Genomic DNA, 14,939 nt, shown 5'->3' with positions numbered 1-14,939 from the left:
AGACTATTTCGCTACATCTATTATTTGATGATTTTCGCTACAACGCCCGCACCAACTGTACGACCACCTTCACGGATTGCGAAACGTAAACCCTGGTCCATCGCGATTGGGTGGATTAAGCTTACTGTCATTTTGATGTTATCGCCTGGCATTACCATTTCCACGCCTTCTGGTAATTCGATAGTACCAGTTACGTCTGTTGTACGGAAATAGAATTGTGGACGGTAACCTTTGAAGAATGGAGTATGACGACCACCTTCTTCTTTTGATAATACGTACACTTCTGATTCGAAGTCAGTGTGTGGTGTGATTGAACCTGGTTTCGCTAATACTTGACCACGTTCGATTTCTTCACGTTTAGTACCACGTAATAATGCACCGATGTTTTCACCTGCACGACCTTCGTCAAGTAATTTACGGAACATTTCAACACCCGTTACAGTAGTTTTTGCTGTATCTTTGATACCTACGATTTCTACTTCATCACCAGTACGGATGATACCACGTTCTACACGACCAGTTACTACTGTACCACGACCTGAGATTGAGAACACGTCTTCGATTGGAAGAAGGAACGGTTGGTCAATCGCACGCTCTGGCTCTGGGATGTAAGTATCTAAGTGGTTTGCTAATTCAAGGATTTTTTCTTCCCATTCTGCTACGCCGTTTAATGCTTGTAATGCAGAACCACGTACGATTGGAGTATCGTCACCTGGGAAGTCATATTGAGATAGAAGTTCACGAACTTCCATTTCTACTAATTCTAATAACTCTTCGTCATCTACCATGTCGCATTTGTTTAAGAATACGATGATGTATGGAACACCTACTTGGCGACCTAATAAGATGTGCTCACGAGTTTGTGGCATTGGACCATCAGTTGCTGCTACTACTAAGATAGCACCATCCATTTGTGCCGCACCAGTAATCATGTTTTTAACATAGTCGGCGTGTCCTGGACAGTCAACGTGTGCGTAGTGACGAGTTGCCGTATCGTACTCAACGTGTGAAGTGTTGATGGTGATACCACGCGCTTTTTCTTCTGGCGCGTTATCGATTTGGTCGAATGCACGAGCTGCACCACCGAAGTGTTTAGATAATACGGTAGTGATTGCTGCTGTTAAAGTTGTTTTACCGTGGTCAACGTGGCCGATTGTACCCACGTTTACGTGCGGTTTTGTACGTTCAAATTTTTCTTTAGACATTTAAAGAGTCCCTCTAAATAGACACGGTTATCGATGGGTAAATTAAACCACATTAACCAATAAAATTGTTTGCTATAATTGAAGGAAGAGAGAAATGAAGGATGGTGCTGATAGGCGGATTTGAACCGCCGACCTCACCCTTACCAAGGGTGCGCTCTACCAACTGAGCTATATCAGCGTTTGGAGCGGGCAGCGGGAATCGAACCCGCATCATTAGCTTGGAAGGCTAAGGTAATAGCCATTATACGATGCCCGCAAGTCCTAAATTCGTCTGTCCCATCAGGATTCATCTAAAAGATGGTGGAGGGAGAAGGATTCGAACCTTCGAAGGCTGAGCCAACAGATTTACAGTCTGCCCCCTTTGGCCGCTCGGGAACCCCTCCACGCTAAATGAATACTTGATACGAAAGAATGGTGCCGACTATCGGAATCGAACTGATGACCTACTGATTACAAGTCAGTTGCTCTACCTACTGAGCTAAGTCGGCGTGTCGTAAGCAAGTGAGGCGTATTATATGGAAAAAACTTTTCCTGACAAGTGTTTTTTCTAAAAAATTTATTTTTTTTGTCTATTCGTTTAAATCACAATCAAAAATGTGATTTTTTAATCAGAAATCATGAAGTATGCTGAAAAATCAATGCGAAATTTCATCTTATAGAGTATATTTTCTCGCATTTATTTCACGATAAAATCAGTACATCATGGAATTTTCAAATCAATTAACCCCGTTTTTAAGCTTCAATCGCGCACAATGGGCTGAATTACGTAAATCCGTTCCGTTAAAACTCACAGAGCAAGATCTTAAGCCCCTCCTAGGTTTTAACGAAGAACTTTCACTGGATGAAGTCAGCACAATTTATTTACCCCTGACACGCTTAATTAATTATTACATCGATGAAAATTTACGTCGCCAAACGGTATTACATCGATTTCTCGGCAGAAACAATGCCAAAATTCCCTATATTATCAGTATTGCTGGCAGTGTGGCTGTAGGGAAAAGCACATCTGCACGGATATTACAGTCACTTCTTTCCCATTGGCCAACAGAGCGAAAAGTTGAACTTATCACCACTGATGGCTTTCTCTATCCACTTGAGAAACTCAAGCAAAATAATCTGTTACAAAAGAAAGGGTTTCCCATTTCCTATGACACGCCCAAACTCATTCGCTTTCTTGCTGATGTAAAATCGGGTAAAAGAAATGTTCATGCACCAATTTATTCTCACCTGACATACGACATTATTCCCAATAAATTTGATGTAGTCGATCAACCGGATATTCTCATTTTAGAAGGATTAAATGTGCTACAAACGGGCAACAATAAAGCAAATCAAACCTTCGTGTCTGATTTTGTTGATTTCTCCATCTATGTTGATGCAGAAGAACGTTTATTAAAAGAATGGTATATCAAACGATTTTTAAAATTCCGTGAAAGTGCCTTTACTGATCCTAATTCTTATTTCAAGCACTATGCGAAGTTATCAAAAGAAGAAGCCATTGCCACAGCAAGCAAAATTTGGGATGAAATTAATGGATTAAATCTTAATCAGAACATATTGCCAACACGAGAACGTGCCAATTTAATTCTAAAAAAAGGGGAAAATCACGAAGTAGAATTAGTGAAGCTAAGAAAGTAAAAAGTGCACTGAATTTTGATCTGTACACAAAAAGTTGGACTAAACAAACCAACAATTGAGGTGCAGATTTTTTATAGGTAAACAGTACACAATCGAATTTAAATTACAGGTTCTTCAACCTATTCTGAATCGAAAAATGAGTATCAGAGAAGCCGCGCTCTTTTACAATATTCCCTCCAATGCCTTAGTCGGAACATGGTTGAAATGGTTTGAAGAAAGTGACATAAATGGGCTGATTCCTCGTAAACTATCAGGATGACCGCCAATGAAACCCAAATATGAAAAAATGCTATTACCCCCCAAAACTGAAGAAGACCGCTTACGCCTGAGAATTTTACAGCTTGAAGCGGAGGTAGCTTACCTAAAAGAGTTAAGAAGGCTCAGACTTCAGGACGAAGCCGAGCAATAGAAATTATCCAACAGTTAAGAACGCATTATCCCTTAACATGGCTATTAAGTTTCGCACAATTAGAGCGCAGTACGTTCTTTTCCCAACTTCAAGTTAAGGCAAATAAAGACAAAGCCCTTAAAGCCGTCATTAAAGACATTAAAGCGAAACATCCTGATTATGGCTATCGACGCATTCATGCCTGTTTGCCAGGTGTGAATCATAAAAAAGTCCAGTGCTTGCAGGGAGTAAAGTCTATTTATCCCCAATTTTAGACTTATTTAATCAAGAGATAGTCTCCTATAACCTCAACGATTCCCCAAACTTGGCACAACTAGAGGACATGTTAATGCAAGCTGTCAAAGGGTTAAACAAAGCTTGTGATGTCATTTTACATTCAGACCAGGGATGGCAATATCAAATGGTGGCTTATCGTCGAATTTTAGCTGAACATGGCATCATCCAAAGTATGTCGAGAAAAGGGAATGGCTTGGACAATGCCGCGATGGAAAGCTTCTTTGGGCAATTAAAAACGGAATGTTTTTATGGTCGGGAATTTAACAGTAGAGAGGAGATAGTTGATGCTGTCAGAGATTATTTGGATTACTATAATCACCGACGGATTCAACTAAAATTAAAAGAACTGAGTCCGATACAATATCGAAAACAATCCTTTAAACATACCTTTCTATATCAACTGTTGACTACTCTATTCACTTATTATAGCCACTCTATACTATATTATTTTCCCAAATAGCTTTGACCAACTTTTCTATATTAGATTAAAATATACGCCTTTTTAAATTTTATCCTTAAGGAAGAAAAATGGAAGAATCTTCGGAATTAGAAAAGCTCCCGAAAATGATAACTGGAGTCCTAAAAATAGTGTTAAGTTCTGCATTAATTGCATTAGCAATTGTACTAATTATTGCTTTGGGTAAAATAACTTATACCTTAGCAATGATGGTTTTAAATACATCAAGCTTTGTACCCTATGATGTTGCTGAACAAGCTGTAATGTTTTTCTTATATTTCGGGTTTATAGGATTAATAGTTCAATATTTTAAAAGTGGCTATCATTTCCCATTACGCTATTTTATATACGCAGGGATTACAGCAATGTTACGACTCATTATTGTAAATCATGAAAGCTCAGTTGATACCTTGTTATTTGCTGGTTCAATTCTTGTTATGGTTATTGCGCTTTGCCTTGTTTTATATTCTAACAGACTTAAAAATCTATAAAGATATAAAAATCCCAAAGCATAATAAAACGCACTTCATTGAAGTGCGTTTTATCTATTATAATCAGTATTTATTCTAATTTGCTTTTGAAAGCTAATCTCCATTTTTTAGCATATTTTCCTCATTTTTTTCAAGAGGAATATTGTCTATAGCCATTACAGATTTTAAACTATCTTGTCGCACTTGTTCTGCTAGGACTTTATCACCAGACTGTTCAAAAACGTAAGAAGCCATCATCAAATCATTTGATTCTAATTGATTAGGACAAGCAATCACCTTTTTAAAAACTTCAGCAGCTTGGGAAAATTCGTTATTACGAACATATAAATAGCCCAACGCTCGATTAATACAACATTTTTCTACATCACCAACATGTTTAGCTCGTTTTGCTACAAGTTTAATTAACTTACTGTTATCTTCCGGCTGTAAACGTGTAATTTGAGTGCAAAGCGCTTTACCAATTGGTGTGTTGTCACCAATTTTTTTCAAGATTTCAAGGGTAAATTCTGCTGCAGACTCATGATCATTACAATCAATTAAACGTTGAATTAAGCCTACTTTTAAATCAACATTATTACGGCGACGACGAGGTAGCTCATCCCACCATGCAAGTAATCCATCAACGCCTTCCTCATTCATCTTTTCATCAAGTAGGCCATTTTCTGTTTGCGTACGGAGCTCTTGAAACTCTTCTGTGCTAAATAAACCATTATTTTCTACACTGTCTAAAATCTCATCAAGCGCTTGATAAGCTTTAGAGCGCAAATAAATATCCACAGCAAGTTTTAATACTTCTTTATTACGGTTAGACATTTCAAGCAGGCTATCAACCGAACTACGCGCTGCTGGTAATTTATTTTGTTGTAATAAAATCCGTGTCCGAGCGATTTCAACCAATAAATTATCAGAACCCGCTAACTCTGTTGCCTCAATTAAATAACGATTTGCACTAAATTCATCACCACGTTGTTGTGCAGCTTCAGCAGCTTTGATTAGATTTAATACTGGCTCAGCAGAGTGTTTGGCATTTTTACCAATCAATTTTTCTGCTTTTGCATAATCTCCCTCATTCATTTTAACCAAACCTTCAAGGGTTTGTTTTTGTGCTCTAACACGTTTACGGCGTGAAAACCAGTTGTAAGATCCTCTACTTAAACGTAAAAATCGGGTAATAATCCACTCCAATCCATAAATGATTGCTAACGCGATAACAAAAAAGATGACTAGCGTTGTAATAGACATTTCAATAATATTGTTAGCCGTTTCAATACGGACATAACCTTGCTGACCAGAAAGATAAGGTCCACCCACAAGTCCTGCAAGCAGCGCTATCATTAGAAAAAGCACTCTAAACATAGGCTCTCCTTATTGTTGATGCTCGGCTTTTGCCGGTTTATCTTCAGATTTTTGCATTGTATCCTCTACTTTCGGCATACTTTCAACCGCTTTATCTGTCTCAATTTCTACTTTTTGTACATCTAATGGTAAGCGATTAAGATATTTATCAAGCAATGTTAAACTCGCCAATTGTTCTGGAACATCCACATAAATAGACAACTCAGACAATTCATCCACAGATTTTAAGAAGTTCTGCGTAGTTTCAGAATTTGTATCAAAATAGCTACGAACCCAAGAAGACACCGCATCTAAAGATTGTTTATAAAGCTCATCCTGTTGACGAGGTACAGCCATAATAGCAAGTTGTAAACGTAAACGAATATTTTCACGAAGATAAATATCTTGATTCGGTGCTAATAATTCTTTCTTATTTACACTTTGTTTTGGCGAAATACGAATAAAATGATTTAAGAAAGAAGTAGCGCTTTTTTCAACATTTTGTTGCCAATCCTCGATACTATCGGATAATTTATTATTATTTTCAGGGGTGTCATCAAAATTTACATTAAGCACTTGCAACTCATCAACTGTGTTGGCAAGCTGTGAAAGTTTTTGCATTACTGAATTTTGATCCACACTAGAAAGAGAAAGTAATTTCTTCAAATCTTGGTTAATCGCATTACGAACAGAATTAGCTTGAGTATTATTAATTTTAACTAGCGTTTCATCAGCTAATTTCAATAAAGAAATTGCTGTATCAACGTCATTATCTAAAATAAGTTTACGTAGTGCGTTATTCAATAAAAAATCGACTTCAGAGAATAACCAATCATTTGGTTGTTGTGCACTTGCAAGTTGACCCACTTGTTTTATTTGTGCCTGTAAAGTAGTAATTTCTTCCGTTTTACTTTTATTAAATTCTTCTAATTGAATTACCTTTTCCTGCATGGCTTTTAAACCACTTTCCAATTGGCTTACTTGCTCATTTTTCTCATTTGAAGTAACACGAGAGGCTGACTCTCCGACTTGGTTTTCAAGAACAATTAACTTTTTCTGAAAGTCTGTAACTTGTTGTTGGCCAATATAATAACCAGCACCGCCAACACCAAGCGCAATTAAAATAGCTAACAAACTTAATGCTGTACCATTTTTTTTAACTATCGTTTGTTGAAGAACAGGCTGTTCAGCAGATTGTTCCGCTTCCGTTTTTTCTACTACTATTTCAGGGGTATCGCTGACTTGTTCAGTGATATCATTTGATTGATTCTTTGCCATATCAATTCCTTAATGAGTCTTAAGTAAGGTATTTAATAAACTTGTGTTATCTGCTTTAGGAGAAATGACGACATTAGCCCAACCAGCTTCTTTCGTAAAATTAGCAATACGTTGGCTTACAGTAATCAGTGTGCATTGTTTTAACCATGCCTGATCATTTTCAGGCACAAATGTTAATAGGGATTGAATGATGTCTAAACTTGTCGCCACAATAGTATTTACACCTAAACGCTTACAAATATTTATTTTTTCTTCTGCATCATAAAGAAGAGGCTCCCGACGATAACATTCAACATAGCTTACCAGTGCTCCACGTAATTCTGCTTGTTTGCGAAAAAAATCTCGACCACTATTAGCTCGTAATATTAAAATCTGTTTACCTTGCAAAAATTGCATTTCGGGTAACTCTAACAAGCCTTCACTACTTTCAGAACGAATAGGGTAACGCACATTGCGCTCGCTTTGACAAGAAAAATACTGTGCGGTTCGTTCTCCAACTGTAAAGAAATGTAAATCTTTTCTCCAAATATTATTTGTTTTTTTTAATATTTTATCCGCAAAATCTACCGCACTTTTAGAAACCAAAAACACATAATCACCAGCATTAAGTTGATTTAACCTAGTGGGTAAATTAACAAGCTCATAGCCTTCTTCTAGAGTAAATAAAGGCAAATGCAGTGCCGTCATACCTGATTGACTTAACATATCAACCAATTGTCTACCACGTTCGTCAGGGCGAGTCACTAAGACAGCCATTACTTCCCCCTATTATGCATAAATTCTTGCTAAAATTTTATCAGCACCTTGCGTTAATAACTGTTTAGCCAAAGTACGGCCTAATTCTTCTGCATTTTCTACCGTACTTTTGCCTTCTGCTCGAATAATCAACGAACCATCCACATCACCCACTAATGCACGTAAATAAATTTCATCTCCCTGTAACACAGCATACCCTCCAATTGGTACCTGACATCCACCTTGTAATGCAGTATTCATCGCACGTTCAGCCAAAACACATGCTGTTGTTTCTTCATCAGCTAGCGGTGCTAATAAATCTTTCACGACTATATCATCCGTTCGGCATTCTATTCCTACGGCACCTTGTCCTGCAGCCGGCAATGACTGTTCTACTTCAATAAAAGAAGCAATTCTAGATGCTAAACCTAAACGAATTAAACCTGCAGAAGCCAAAATAATGGCATCGTATTCACCAGCATCAAGTTTACTCAAACGCGTACCCACATTTCCACGTAAAGAACGAATATCTAAATCTGGTCGAAGCTGTTTTAACTGGCATTGACGACGTAAGCTAGATGTTCCTACAATCGAGCCCTGTGGTAATTCAGATAAAGAACAGTAAGAATTTGAAACAAAAGCATCTCGAGGATCTTCGCGTTTACAAATCACACTTAAGCCCAAACCTTCAGGAAAAGTCATTGGTACATCTTTCATTGAATGTACAGCAATATCTGCTCGCTTCTCCAATAATGCATGCTCTAGTTCTTTCACAAATAAACCTTTTCCCCCAATTTTTGCTAAAGGTGAATCTAAAATCACATCACCTTTTGTCACCATAGGCACAAGTTCAACTGTTAAATGGGAATGAAATTGCTCTAAGCGCTCTTTCACAAAATTTGCTTGCCATAAAGCTAAAGGACTTTGACGCGTTGCGATTTTTACAATTCGAGATTGGGTCATAATTGATTCAATTTACATAATAAAATTACCAATTATCCTATCACTGTTAGGAAAAAAAGTCATTTTGATTGTACTGTGATAATGATTAGCAAAATAAAAGTTCAACTTAATTTTTTGATCTCAATCACAAAATAAAAATAATTATCAAAAACATATACAAAATAAAAAATTCATTATTTATAATAATTATCATTTATATAACTTAAGGAAATCATAAATGAAACAACATAAATTAACCCCTTATGCTCTGTTGCTGATTACTGCAGGCATGTCTGTTACGAGTTATGCTTTGGCTGAGGAGCAATTGTCTGAAATTAAGATTACGGATGAAATATCGTCTGAACATAAAACACAGTCAAATGTTATCCGCACGAATGCAAAAACTATCCAACAAGAAATGATTCGAGATACTCGAGATTTAGTGAGATATACGACTGATGTAGGGATCAGTGACAACGGGCGGTTCCTAAAGGGTTTTTCTATTCGTGGAGTAGAAGGTAATCGAGTTGGTATTAGTGTAGATGGTGTGAATTTGCCTGATAGTGAGGAAAACTCACTTTATTCGCGTTATGGCAATTTTAATCCTTCTCGTTTGAGTATTGATTCAGAGTTAGTTAGAGATATTGATATTGTTCGGGGCTCAGATGCTCTTAATTCTGGTAGTGGTGCTTTAGGTGGCAGTGTTAATTACCATACTTTAGATGCACAAGATATTGTTAAATCCAATAATAAATTTGGTGCCTTATTACGTGGTGGATATGCCAGCAAAAATAGTGAGTGGGTCAGAACTCTAGGTCTTGGGTATGTTGGCGATAAGGTGGATGCTGTTTTGATGTACTCACAACGTACAGGTCATGAAATTAAGAGTAGGGGGGAGGGACCTGAATTTAATTACACAAGAAGTCAACATCCAGATCCTGCTACCCACCGTTTTCATAGTTATTTAGCTAAGGTGGGCTATCAAATTACTCCACATCATAAGGTTGGTGTTGGTCTTAATGGGCAAAAAGGTAGCCGATATGTCGATGAACGTAGCTACACTTCATACGGAAGTGCTTGGCGTGAAGCGGATGATCAAAATAAACGTATTAATGTCAATGCATATTATCTCTATACGCCGGAATCTAATTACTTAGCATTCAGTAAATTAGATTTTGATTATCAAAAAACAGATTTGGCAGCGGTTAACTATAAAGGTCAACGCGATTGGCTAACAAATGAAAAACAATTGAGTGAAGTTTATGATCGTCGGATGAAAACTGTGTTTAAACGAATTTCTGCTGAATTAGAAAGCATGCCATTTAATTTGGGGGGCGAGCATGTCTTCTCTTTTAGAACCTACGCAAGTGAACGAGAATTTAAAAACATTAACCATGATACCAATGAATTTGGATTAGACGACTGGTATACCATTCAAAGACCTGTAAAAACGAGAATATACGGTGCTTCACTAAAAGATCAAATTACATGGAATCCTCGTTTTGAAAGTGGTTGGAGACCAACATTCTCTGCAAATGTTGGTACTCGCTATGATTATGCTAAACTTTCTCCTAAAGCTTTAAATGCGGCCTGTAGTAAGGCTTGTTTAGCAGAAGGGGAACCGGCACAAAGTAGTTTTTCAAATTGGAGCGGTTTTCTAGGTTTAGATGCTCAAACAACAGATACTTGGAAATTTGGCTATCAATTGAGTACAGGTTATCGTATTCCTACTGCCACTGAATTATATTTCAGTTTTACTAATGCTTATGGAACATGGAAATCTAATCCCGGATTGAAGTCTGAGCGCAGTATCAACCATACAGTTTTTGCTAAAGCACAGAATGAAAAAGGTATATTTGATGTTAGTTTATATCAAACTCGGTATCGTGATTTCTTATTTGAGCAAGAAAGTATTATTGAACAGACTCAATATGGACGAACTTATCAAACTCCAGTGCAACAAATGGTAAATGTTGATAATGCAAGGGTACATGGTGTAGAAGTAAAAGGTAGTTTGAATTTAGATACTATTTTTCCTATTCCTCAAGGCTTTAAATTACATGCTGCATTAGGTTATAGTAAAGGGAAGTTATCGAACTCTACCAGTCTACTTTCTATTCAGCCAATAAAAGCTGTTTTGGGGTTAGATTATGAAGATCCAAATGGTAAATGGGGCATTTTTAGCCGATTAACCTATTTAGGGAGCAAAAAAGCAAAAGATGCCAAAACACTTGAAATTAAAGATCGTTGTGTAGCGTGGGAATATGATGATTGGACTGGTGAAGATCAGTGTTCAAAAAAAGAGTTGTACCAATCTGTTGAAAACTATAAATACCTTAATAAATCTACCTATTTAGTCGATTTATTCGGTTTTTATAAAATCAAAGAAGCTATTATATTAAGAGCTGGGGTATATAACCTATTTGATAAAAAATACCATACTTGGGATGCGTTGCGCGGTATTAATGCACACAGCACAACAAATAATATTGATAGAAACGGGGTCGGTCTTGAACGTTTCTATGCACCAGGTCGCAACTTCTCTGCCTCTGTAGAAATTCGATTCTAATTAATTTGTAGGGTGTGTGAATAGTTTTCCATTCACGCACATAAATAATTTGAGTGCATGGATTGTACTAACTTCCATTCCCTACATATAAAGTACGCATAATTCTATGCGTACTTCTTTTTATTTTAGGAGCAATCATTATGATGATAGATAAACGCCTAATTAACACGGTGGCCGATAGTAAAAAATGGATTGGCGTCACAGTGTTGTGGAATTGGGTGGCATTAGTTGGCGGGATTATTAGTGCCGTCGTGTTTTCTTATATTTTACAGGCCGCTTATTTTAAAGAGTTGACGATGTCAAGTGCGGTGGGTTTAGGTGTGATTTTAATTGCGGCATTGGCACTGCGTGCTTTTGCGGGTAAAAAATCAGTGCAGGCATCTTATTTTGCCAGCACAAAAGTGAAGCATGAATTGCGTAGCCTTATCTACCGTAAATTGGCTTCTATGCCGCTTAACCAAGTGAACCAACAATCCACCTCAAGCATTATCCAAGTGGCATCAGAAGGTGTAGAACAGCTTGAAATCTACTTTGGGCGTTATTTGCCGCAGCTTTTTTATAGCTTGCTTGCACCGCTTACCCTCTTTGTTTTCTTGATTTTTTTCAGCTTTAAAACAGCCATTATTTTATTAATTTGCGTGCCGCTTATCCCTATGTCGATCATTGCGGTAAATAAAATTGCGAAAAAACTCTTAGCAAAATATTGGTCCATCTATGTGGGATTAGGCAGCAGCTTTTTAGATAACCTACAGGGTTTAATTACGCTAAAAATCTATCAAGATGATGCTTATAAAGCGAAAGCGATGGATGAAGAAGCAGAGCATTTCCGCAAAATCACCATGAAAGTACTTACCATGCAGCTTAACTCGGTTTCTCTTATGGATTTACTCGCTTATGGTGGCGCAGCAATTGGGATTTTAACCGCATTATTGCAATTCCAAGATGCACAACTCAGCGTCTTAGGCGTGATTTTATTTATTCTACTTTCCTCCGAGTTCTTTATTCCGCTTCGTTTGCTTGGTTCATTCTTCCATGTGGCGATGAATGGTAAAGCGGCTTCAGATAAAATTTTCACATTGCTTGATACGCCAGTGGAAACCCAACAAAGTGCGATGGATTTTGAAGCCAAAAATAACGTTCAAGTGGAAATTAAAGATCTACATTTTGCGTATTCTGCTGAAAAACCGGCAATTCAGGGGTTAACGTTAACGATTCAACCAAACCAACTTTCTGTGTTTGTGGGTAAAAGTGGTTGCGGTAAATCAACCTTAGTTTCGTTATTGATGGGCTTTAATAAAGCGCAACAAGGTGAAATTTTGTTTAATGGACAAAACGCCTCAGAAATAGACCTCACTTCTTTCTATCAAAAAGTATCGTTGGTGAGCCATAGTAGCTACGTGTTTAAAGGCACACTGCGTGAAAATATGACGATGGCGAAAATTGATGCCACAGATGAACAAATTTATGCGTGTTTAGAACAAGTGAATCTTGCCCAATTTGTACGCGAAAATGGCGGATTAGATATGCAGCTATTAAGCCGTGGTACGAATTTATCGGGCGGTCAGATTCAACGTTTAGCCTTAGCGCGTGCTTTATTACACAATGCCGAGCTTTATATTTTTGATGAAGCGACCAGTAATATTGATGTAGAAAGCGAAGAAATTATTTTGCAGTTCATTCAACAATTTAAACAACAAAAAACCATTGTGATGATTTCTCACCGCTTGGCAAATGCGGTAAATGCGGACTGTATTAACGTACTTGACCAAGGCAAATTGATCGAGCAAGGCACTCACGAAACCTTAATGGAAAAACAAGGTGCGTATGCTGAAATGTTCCAACAACAAAAAGATTTAGAACAAATTAGAGAGGTGGCAAATGCGTAAAAATGGTTTTGTTGTAATGGGGCATTTGTTGAAATTAGTGACACCACTTGCGCACATTATGGCGTTTACTATCACCATGGGAACGCTCGGTTTCCTGGCTGCCATCTTTATTATGGTGCTGGGTGCGATGGGGTTAGTGAATCTTTTAAACTTTGATACCCATTTAAGTTTCTCTGGAATTTTGACCGCACTTATTGTATTGGCGGTGGCTCGTGGCGCACTGCGTTATTTAGAGCAAATGTCTGGGCACTATATTGCTTTTAAATTATTGGCTTTATTGCGTGATAAAGTGTTTTCTTCCTTGCGCCGTTTGGCTTTTGTGAAGTTGCAAGATAAACAAGCGGGGCAATTAGTGTCATTGGTGACCAACGATATAGAATTACTCGAAGTATTCTATGCGCATACCATCGCGCCAATTATGATTGCGTTCTTTACCTCTGTGATTTTATTGTTGGTCTTTGCGCATCTTTCAGGTTGGTTTGTGCTTGTGGCGTTGGCTGCGTATTTGACAGTGGGTGTTATTTTACCGATTATCACCACTAAATTAGCGCGTGAAGATGGCAGACGTTATCGTGAATTAGTGGGCGAAATGAATGACTTCTTCCTCGACAGCGTGCGTGGTATGAAAGAAATTCAGCTTTTTGGTTATGCAAAACAACGTTTAGCAGAAATCCAACAACGCAGCCAAAAAATTGATACGGCTTTTGAGCGCATTAAAGACCAAGAAGCAAAAGTGCGTGTTTATACTGAAGTGGCGGTATCGGCGTTTAACATCATTATGTTATTCACCGGCTTAATTTTGTTTAGTCTAGATCAGATTGATTTCTCAGCCTTTTTAATTGGTGTGATTTTATTGATGTCGAGCTACGGGCCAGTTATTGCCTTAAGTAACCTTTCAAGCAACTTATTACAAACCTTGGCTTCAGGTGAGCGTGTATTGAGCTTGCTAGCAGAAGAGCCTGAATTAAAAGACGTAGAAAGTGCGGTAGATTTGAAGGACGTTTCTCGCATTGATGTGGAGAACGTAAACTTCGCTTACGGCGAAGAGCAAATTTTATCGGATGTCAGCTTGTCAGTGAAAAAAGGTGAAATCTTAGGTATTCACGGAAGAAGTGGCAGCGGTAAAAGTACCTTATTAAAACTGTTGATGCGTTTTTACGATCCTAAATCAGGTAGCATCAAAATTAACGGCGAAACTTTACCTAACATCAACACCCGTAGTTTGCGTGACAATATGGCGTACATTACTCAGCAAACCTATATTTTCAACGAAACCATTGAGGAAAATATTCGTCTTGCGCGCCGTGATACAACATTAGAAGAAATTATGGAAGCCGCGAAGAAAGCCTCAATTCATGATTTCATTTTAAGCTTGCCACAAGGTTATCAAACAAAAATGACGGAATTGGGTGGCAATCTCTCTGACGGTGAAAAACAGCGTATCGGTATTGCTCGAGCATTTTTACACAATGCACCGATTATCTTGCTTGATGAGCCAACCAGTAATTTGGATAGCTTAAATGAAGCAATGATTTTGAAATCATTACTCGATGTGAAAGCTGAAAAATTGATTATTCTCGTTAGCCACCGCCAATCCACAATGGCAATTTGTGATCAGGTGATTGGCATAGAAAACGGCAGAATGTCATAAATTAATATAAGAAAAAATCGCACTGTTAAAGGTGCGATTTTTTTACCTTAGAATTTCCATAAGCAAG

12 protein-coding genes and 4 tRNA genes are annotated in these 14,939 nt (G+C 37.7%); 7 read left to right on the top strand and 9 right to left on the bottom strand.

What is annotated here, in order from left to right; genetic code table 11:
• Positions 1-20 precede the first annotated feature (20 nt).
• The 5 genes from tuf to FE813_RS02390 all read right to left on the bottom strand — a co-directional run bounded on the left by tuf (position 21) and on the right by FE813_RS02390 (position 1,693).
• Positions 21-1,205, bottom strand: coding sequence for an elongation factor Tu (gene tuf, locus FE813_RS02410; protein ID WP_118865560.1), 1,185 nt, complete (start codon positions 1,203-1,205; stop codon positions 21-23).
• A 102-nt stretch (positions 1,206-1,307) separates the two neighbouring features.
• Positions 1,308-1,383 (bottom strand) — tRNA-Thr (locus FE813_RS02405).
• A gap of 3 nt (positions 1,384-1,386) precedes the next feature.
• Positions 1,387-1,461: transfer RNA gene (locus FE813_RS02400), tRNA-Gly, on the bottom strand.
• A 42-nt stretch (positions 1,462-1,503) separates the two neighbouring features.
• Positions 1,504-1,588 (bottom strand) — tRNA-Tyr (locus FE813_RS02395).
• 29 nt (positions 1,589-1,617) lie between these two features.
• Positions 1,618-1,693: transfer RNA gene (locus FE813_RS02390), tRNA-Thr, on the bottom strand.
• A 214-nt stretch (positions 1,694-1,907) separates the two neighbouring features.
• Between FE813_RS02390 and coaA the strand changes: the two genes are divergently transcribed.
• The 4 genes from coaA (at position 1,908) to psiE (ending at position 4,476) form a co-directional block, all read left to right on the top strand.
• Complete coding sequence (gene coaA / locus FE813_RS02385; protein ID WP_139989330.1) at positions 1,908-2,843, top strand: type I pantothenate kinase; 936 nt, start codon at positions 1,908-1,910, stop codon at positions 2,841-2,843.
• Positions 2,844-2,979: 136 nt separating this feature from the next.
• Positions 2,980-3,102, top strand: a complete 123-nt coding sequence (locus FE813_RS10765) for a helix-turn-helix domain-containing protein (protein ID WP_139989329.1) — start codon at positions 2,980-2,982, stop codon at positions 3,100-3,102.
• A gap of 364 nt (positions 3,103-3,466) precedes the next feature.
• Positions 3,467-3,988, top strand: coding sequence for an IS3 family transposase (locus tag FE813_RS02375; RefSeq protein WP_139989328.1), 522 nt, complete (start codon positions 3,467-3,469; stop codon positions 3,986-3,988).
• A 68-nt stretch (positions 3,989-4,056) separates the two neighbouring features.
• Positions 4,057-4,476 (top strand): phosphate-starvation-inducible protein PsiE, encoded by a 420-nt coding sequence (gene psiE / locus FE813_RS02370; protein ID WP_065265661.1) that lies wholly within the window; start codon positions 4,057-4,059, stop codon positions 4,474-4,476.
• Positions 4,477-4,569: 93 nt separating this feature from the next.
• On the opposite strand, the gene FE813_RS02365 is transcribed toward psiE, so the two are convergent.
• The 4 genes from FE813_RS02365 to hemC are packed head-to-tail and all read right to left on the bottom strand — an operon-like array spanning position 4,570 to position 8,787.
• Positions 4,570-5,832 (bottom strand): heme biosynthesis protein HemY, encoded by a 1,263-nt coding sequence (locus FE813_RS02365; RefSeq protein ID WP_139989327.1) that lies wholly within the window; start codon positions 5,830-5,832, stop codon positions 4,570-4,572.
• 9 nt (positions 5,833-5,841) lie between these two features.
• The gene (locus tag FE813_RS02360; protein ID WP_139989326.1) at positions 5,842-7,089 is read right to left on the bottom strand and encodes a uroporphyrinogen-III C-methyltransferase; all 1,248 of its coding nucleotides are present in this window, start codon (positions 7,087-7,089) and stop codon (positions 5,842-5,844) included.
• Positions 7,090-7,098: 9 nt separating this feature from the next.
• Positions 7,099-7,845, bottom strand: coding sequence for a uroporphyrinogen-III synthase (locus FE813_RS02355; protein ID WP_111407835.1), 747 nt, complete (start codon positions 7,843-7,845; stop codon positions 7,099-7,101).
• Between the two features lie 12 nt (positions 7,846-7,857).
• Positions 7,858-8,787 (bottom strand): hydroxymethylbilane synthase, encoded by a 930-nt coding sequence (hemC, locus tag FE813_RS02350; protein WP_139989325.1) that lies wholly within the window; start codon positions 8,785-8,787, stop codon positions 7,858-7,860.
• A gap of 268 nt (positions 8,788-9,055) precedes the next feature.
• Here hemC and FE813_RS02345 point away from each other — a divergent pair, with 268 nt between their 5' ends.
• The 3 genes from FE813_RS02345 (at position 9,056) to FE813_RS02335 (ending at position 14,872) form a co-directional block, all read left to right on the top strand.
• Positions 9,056-11,335, top strand: coding sequence for a TonB-dependent hemoglobin/transferrin/lactoferrin family receptor (locus tag FE813_RS02345; RefSeq protein ID WP_279386095.1), 2,280 nt, complete (start codon positions 9,056-9,058; stop codon positions 11,333-11,335).
• 140 nt (positions 11,336-11,475) lie between these two features.
• A complete protein-coding gene (locus FE813_RS02340; RefSeq protein ID WP_139989324.1) occupies positions 11,476-13,221 on the top strand; it encodes an ABC transporter ATP-binding protein/permease in 1,746 nt (581 codons plus the stop codon).
• Positions 13,214-14,872 (top strand): ABC transporter ATP-binding protein, encoded by a 1,659-nt coding sequence (locus FE813_RS02335; protein ID WP_139989323.1) that lies wholly within the window; start codon positions 13,214-13,216, stop codon positions 14,870-14,872. Before FE813_RS02340 ends, FE813_RS02335 begins: the two co-directional genes overlap by 8 nt.
• Positions 14,873-14,939: the final 67 nt, after the last annotated feature.

This window comes from Haemophilus seminalis (assembly GCF_006384255.1).
Classification (GTDB): Bacteria; Pseudomonadota; Gammaproteobacteria; order Enterobacterales; family Pasteurellaceae; genus Haemophilus; species Haemophilus seminalis.
The sequence above is the reverse complement of the archived record's forward strand: the minus strand, read 5'-3'. Positions and strand labels throughout refer to the sequence as shown.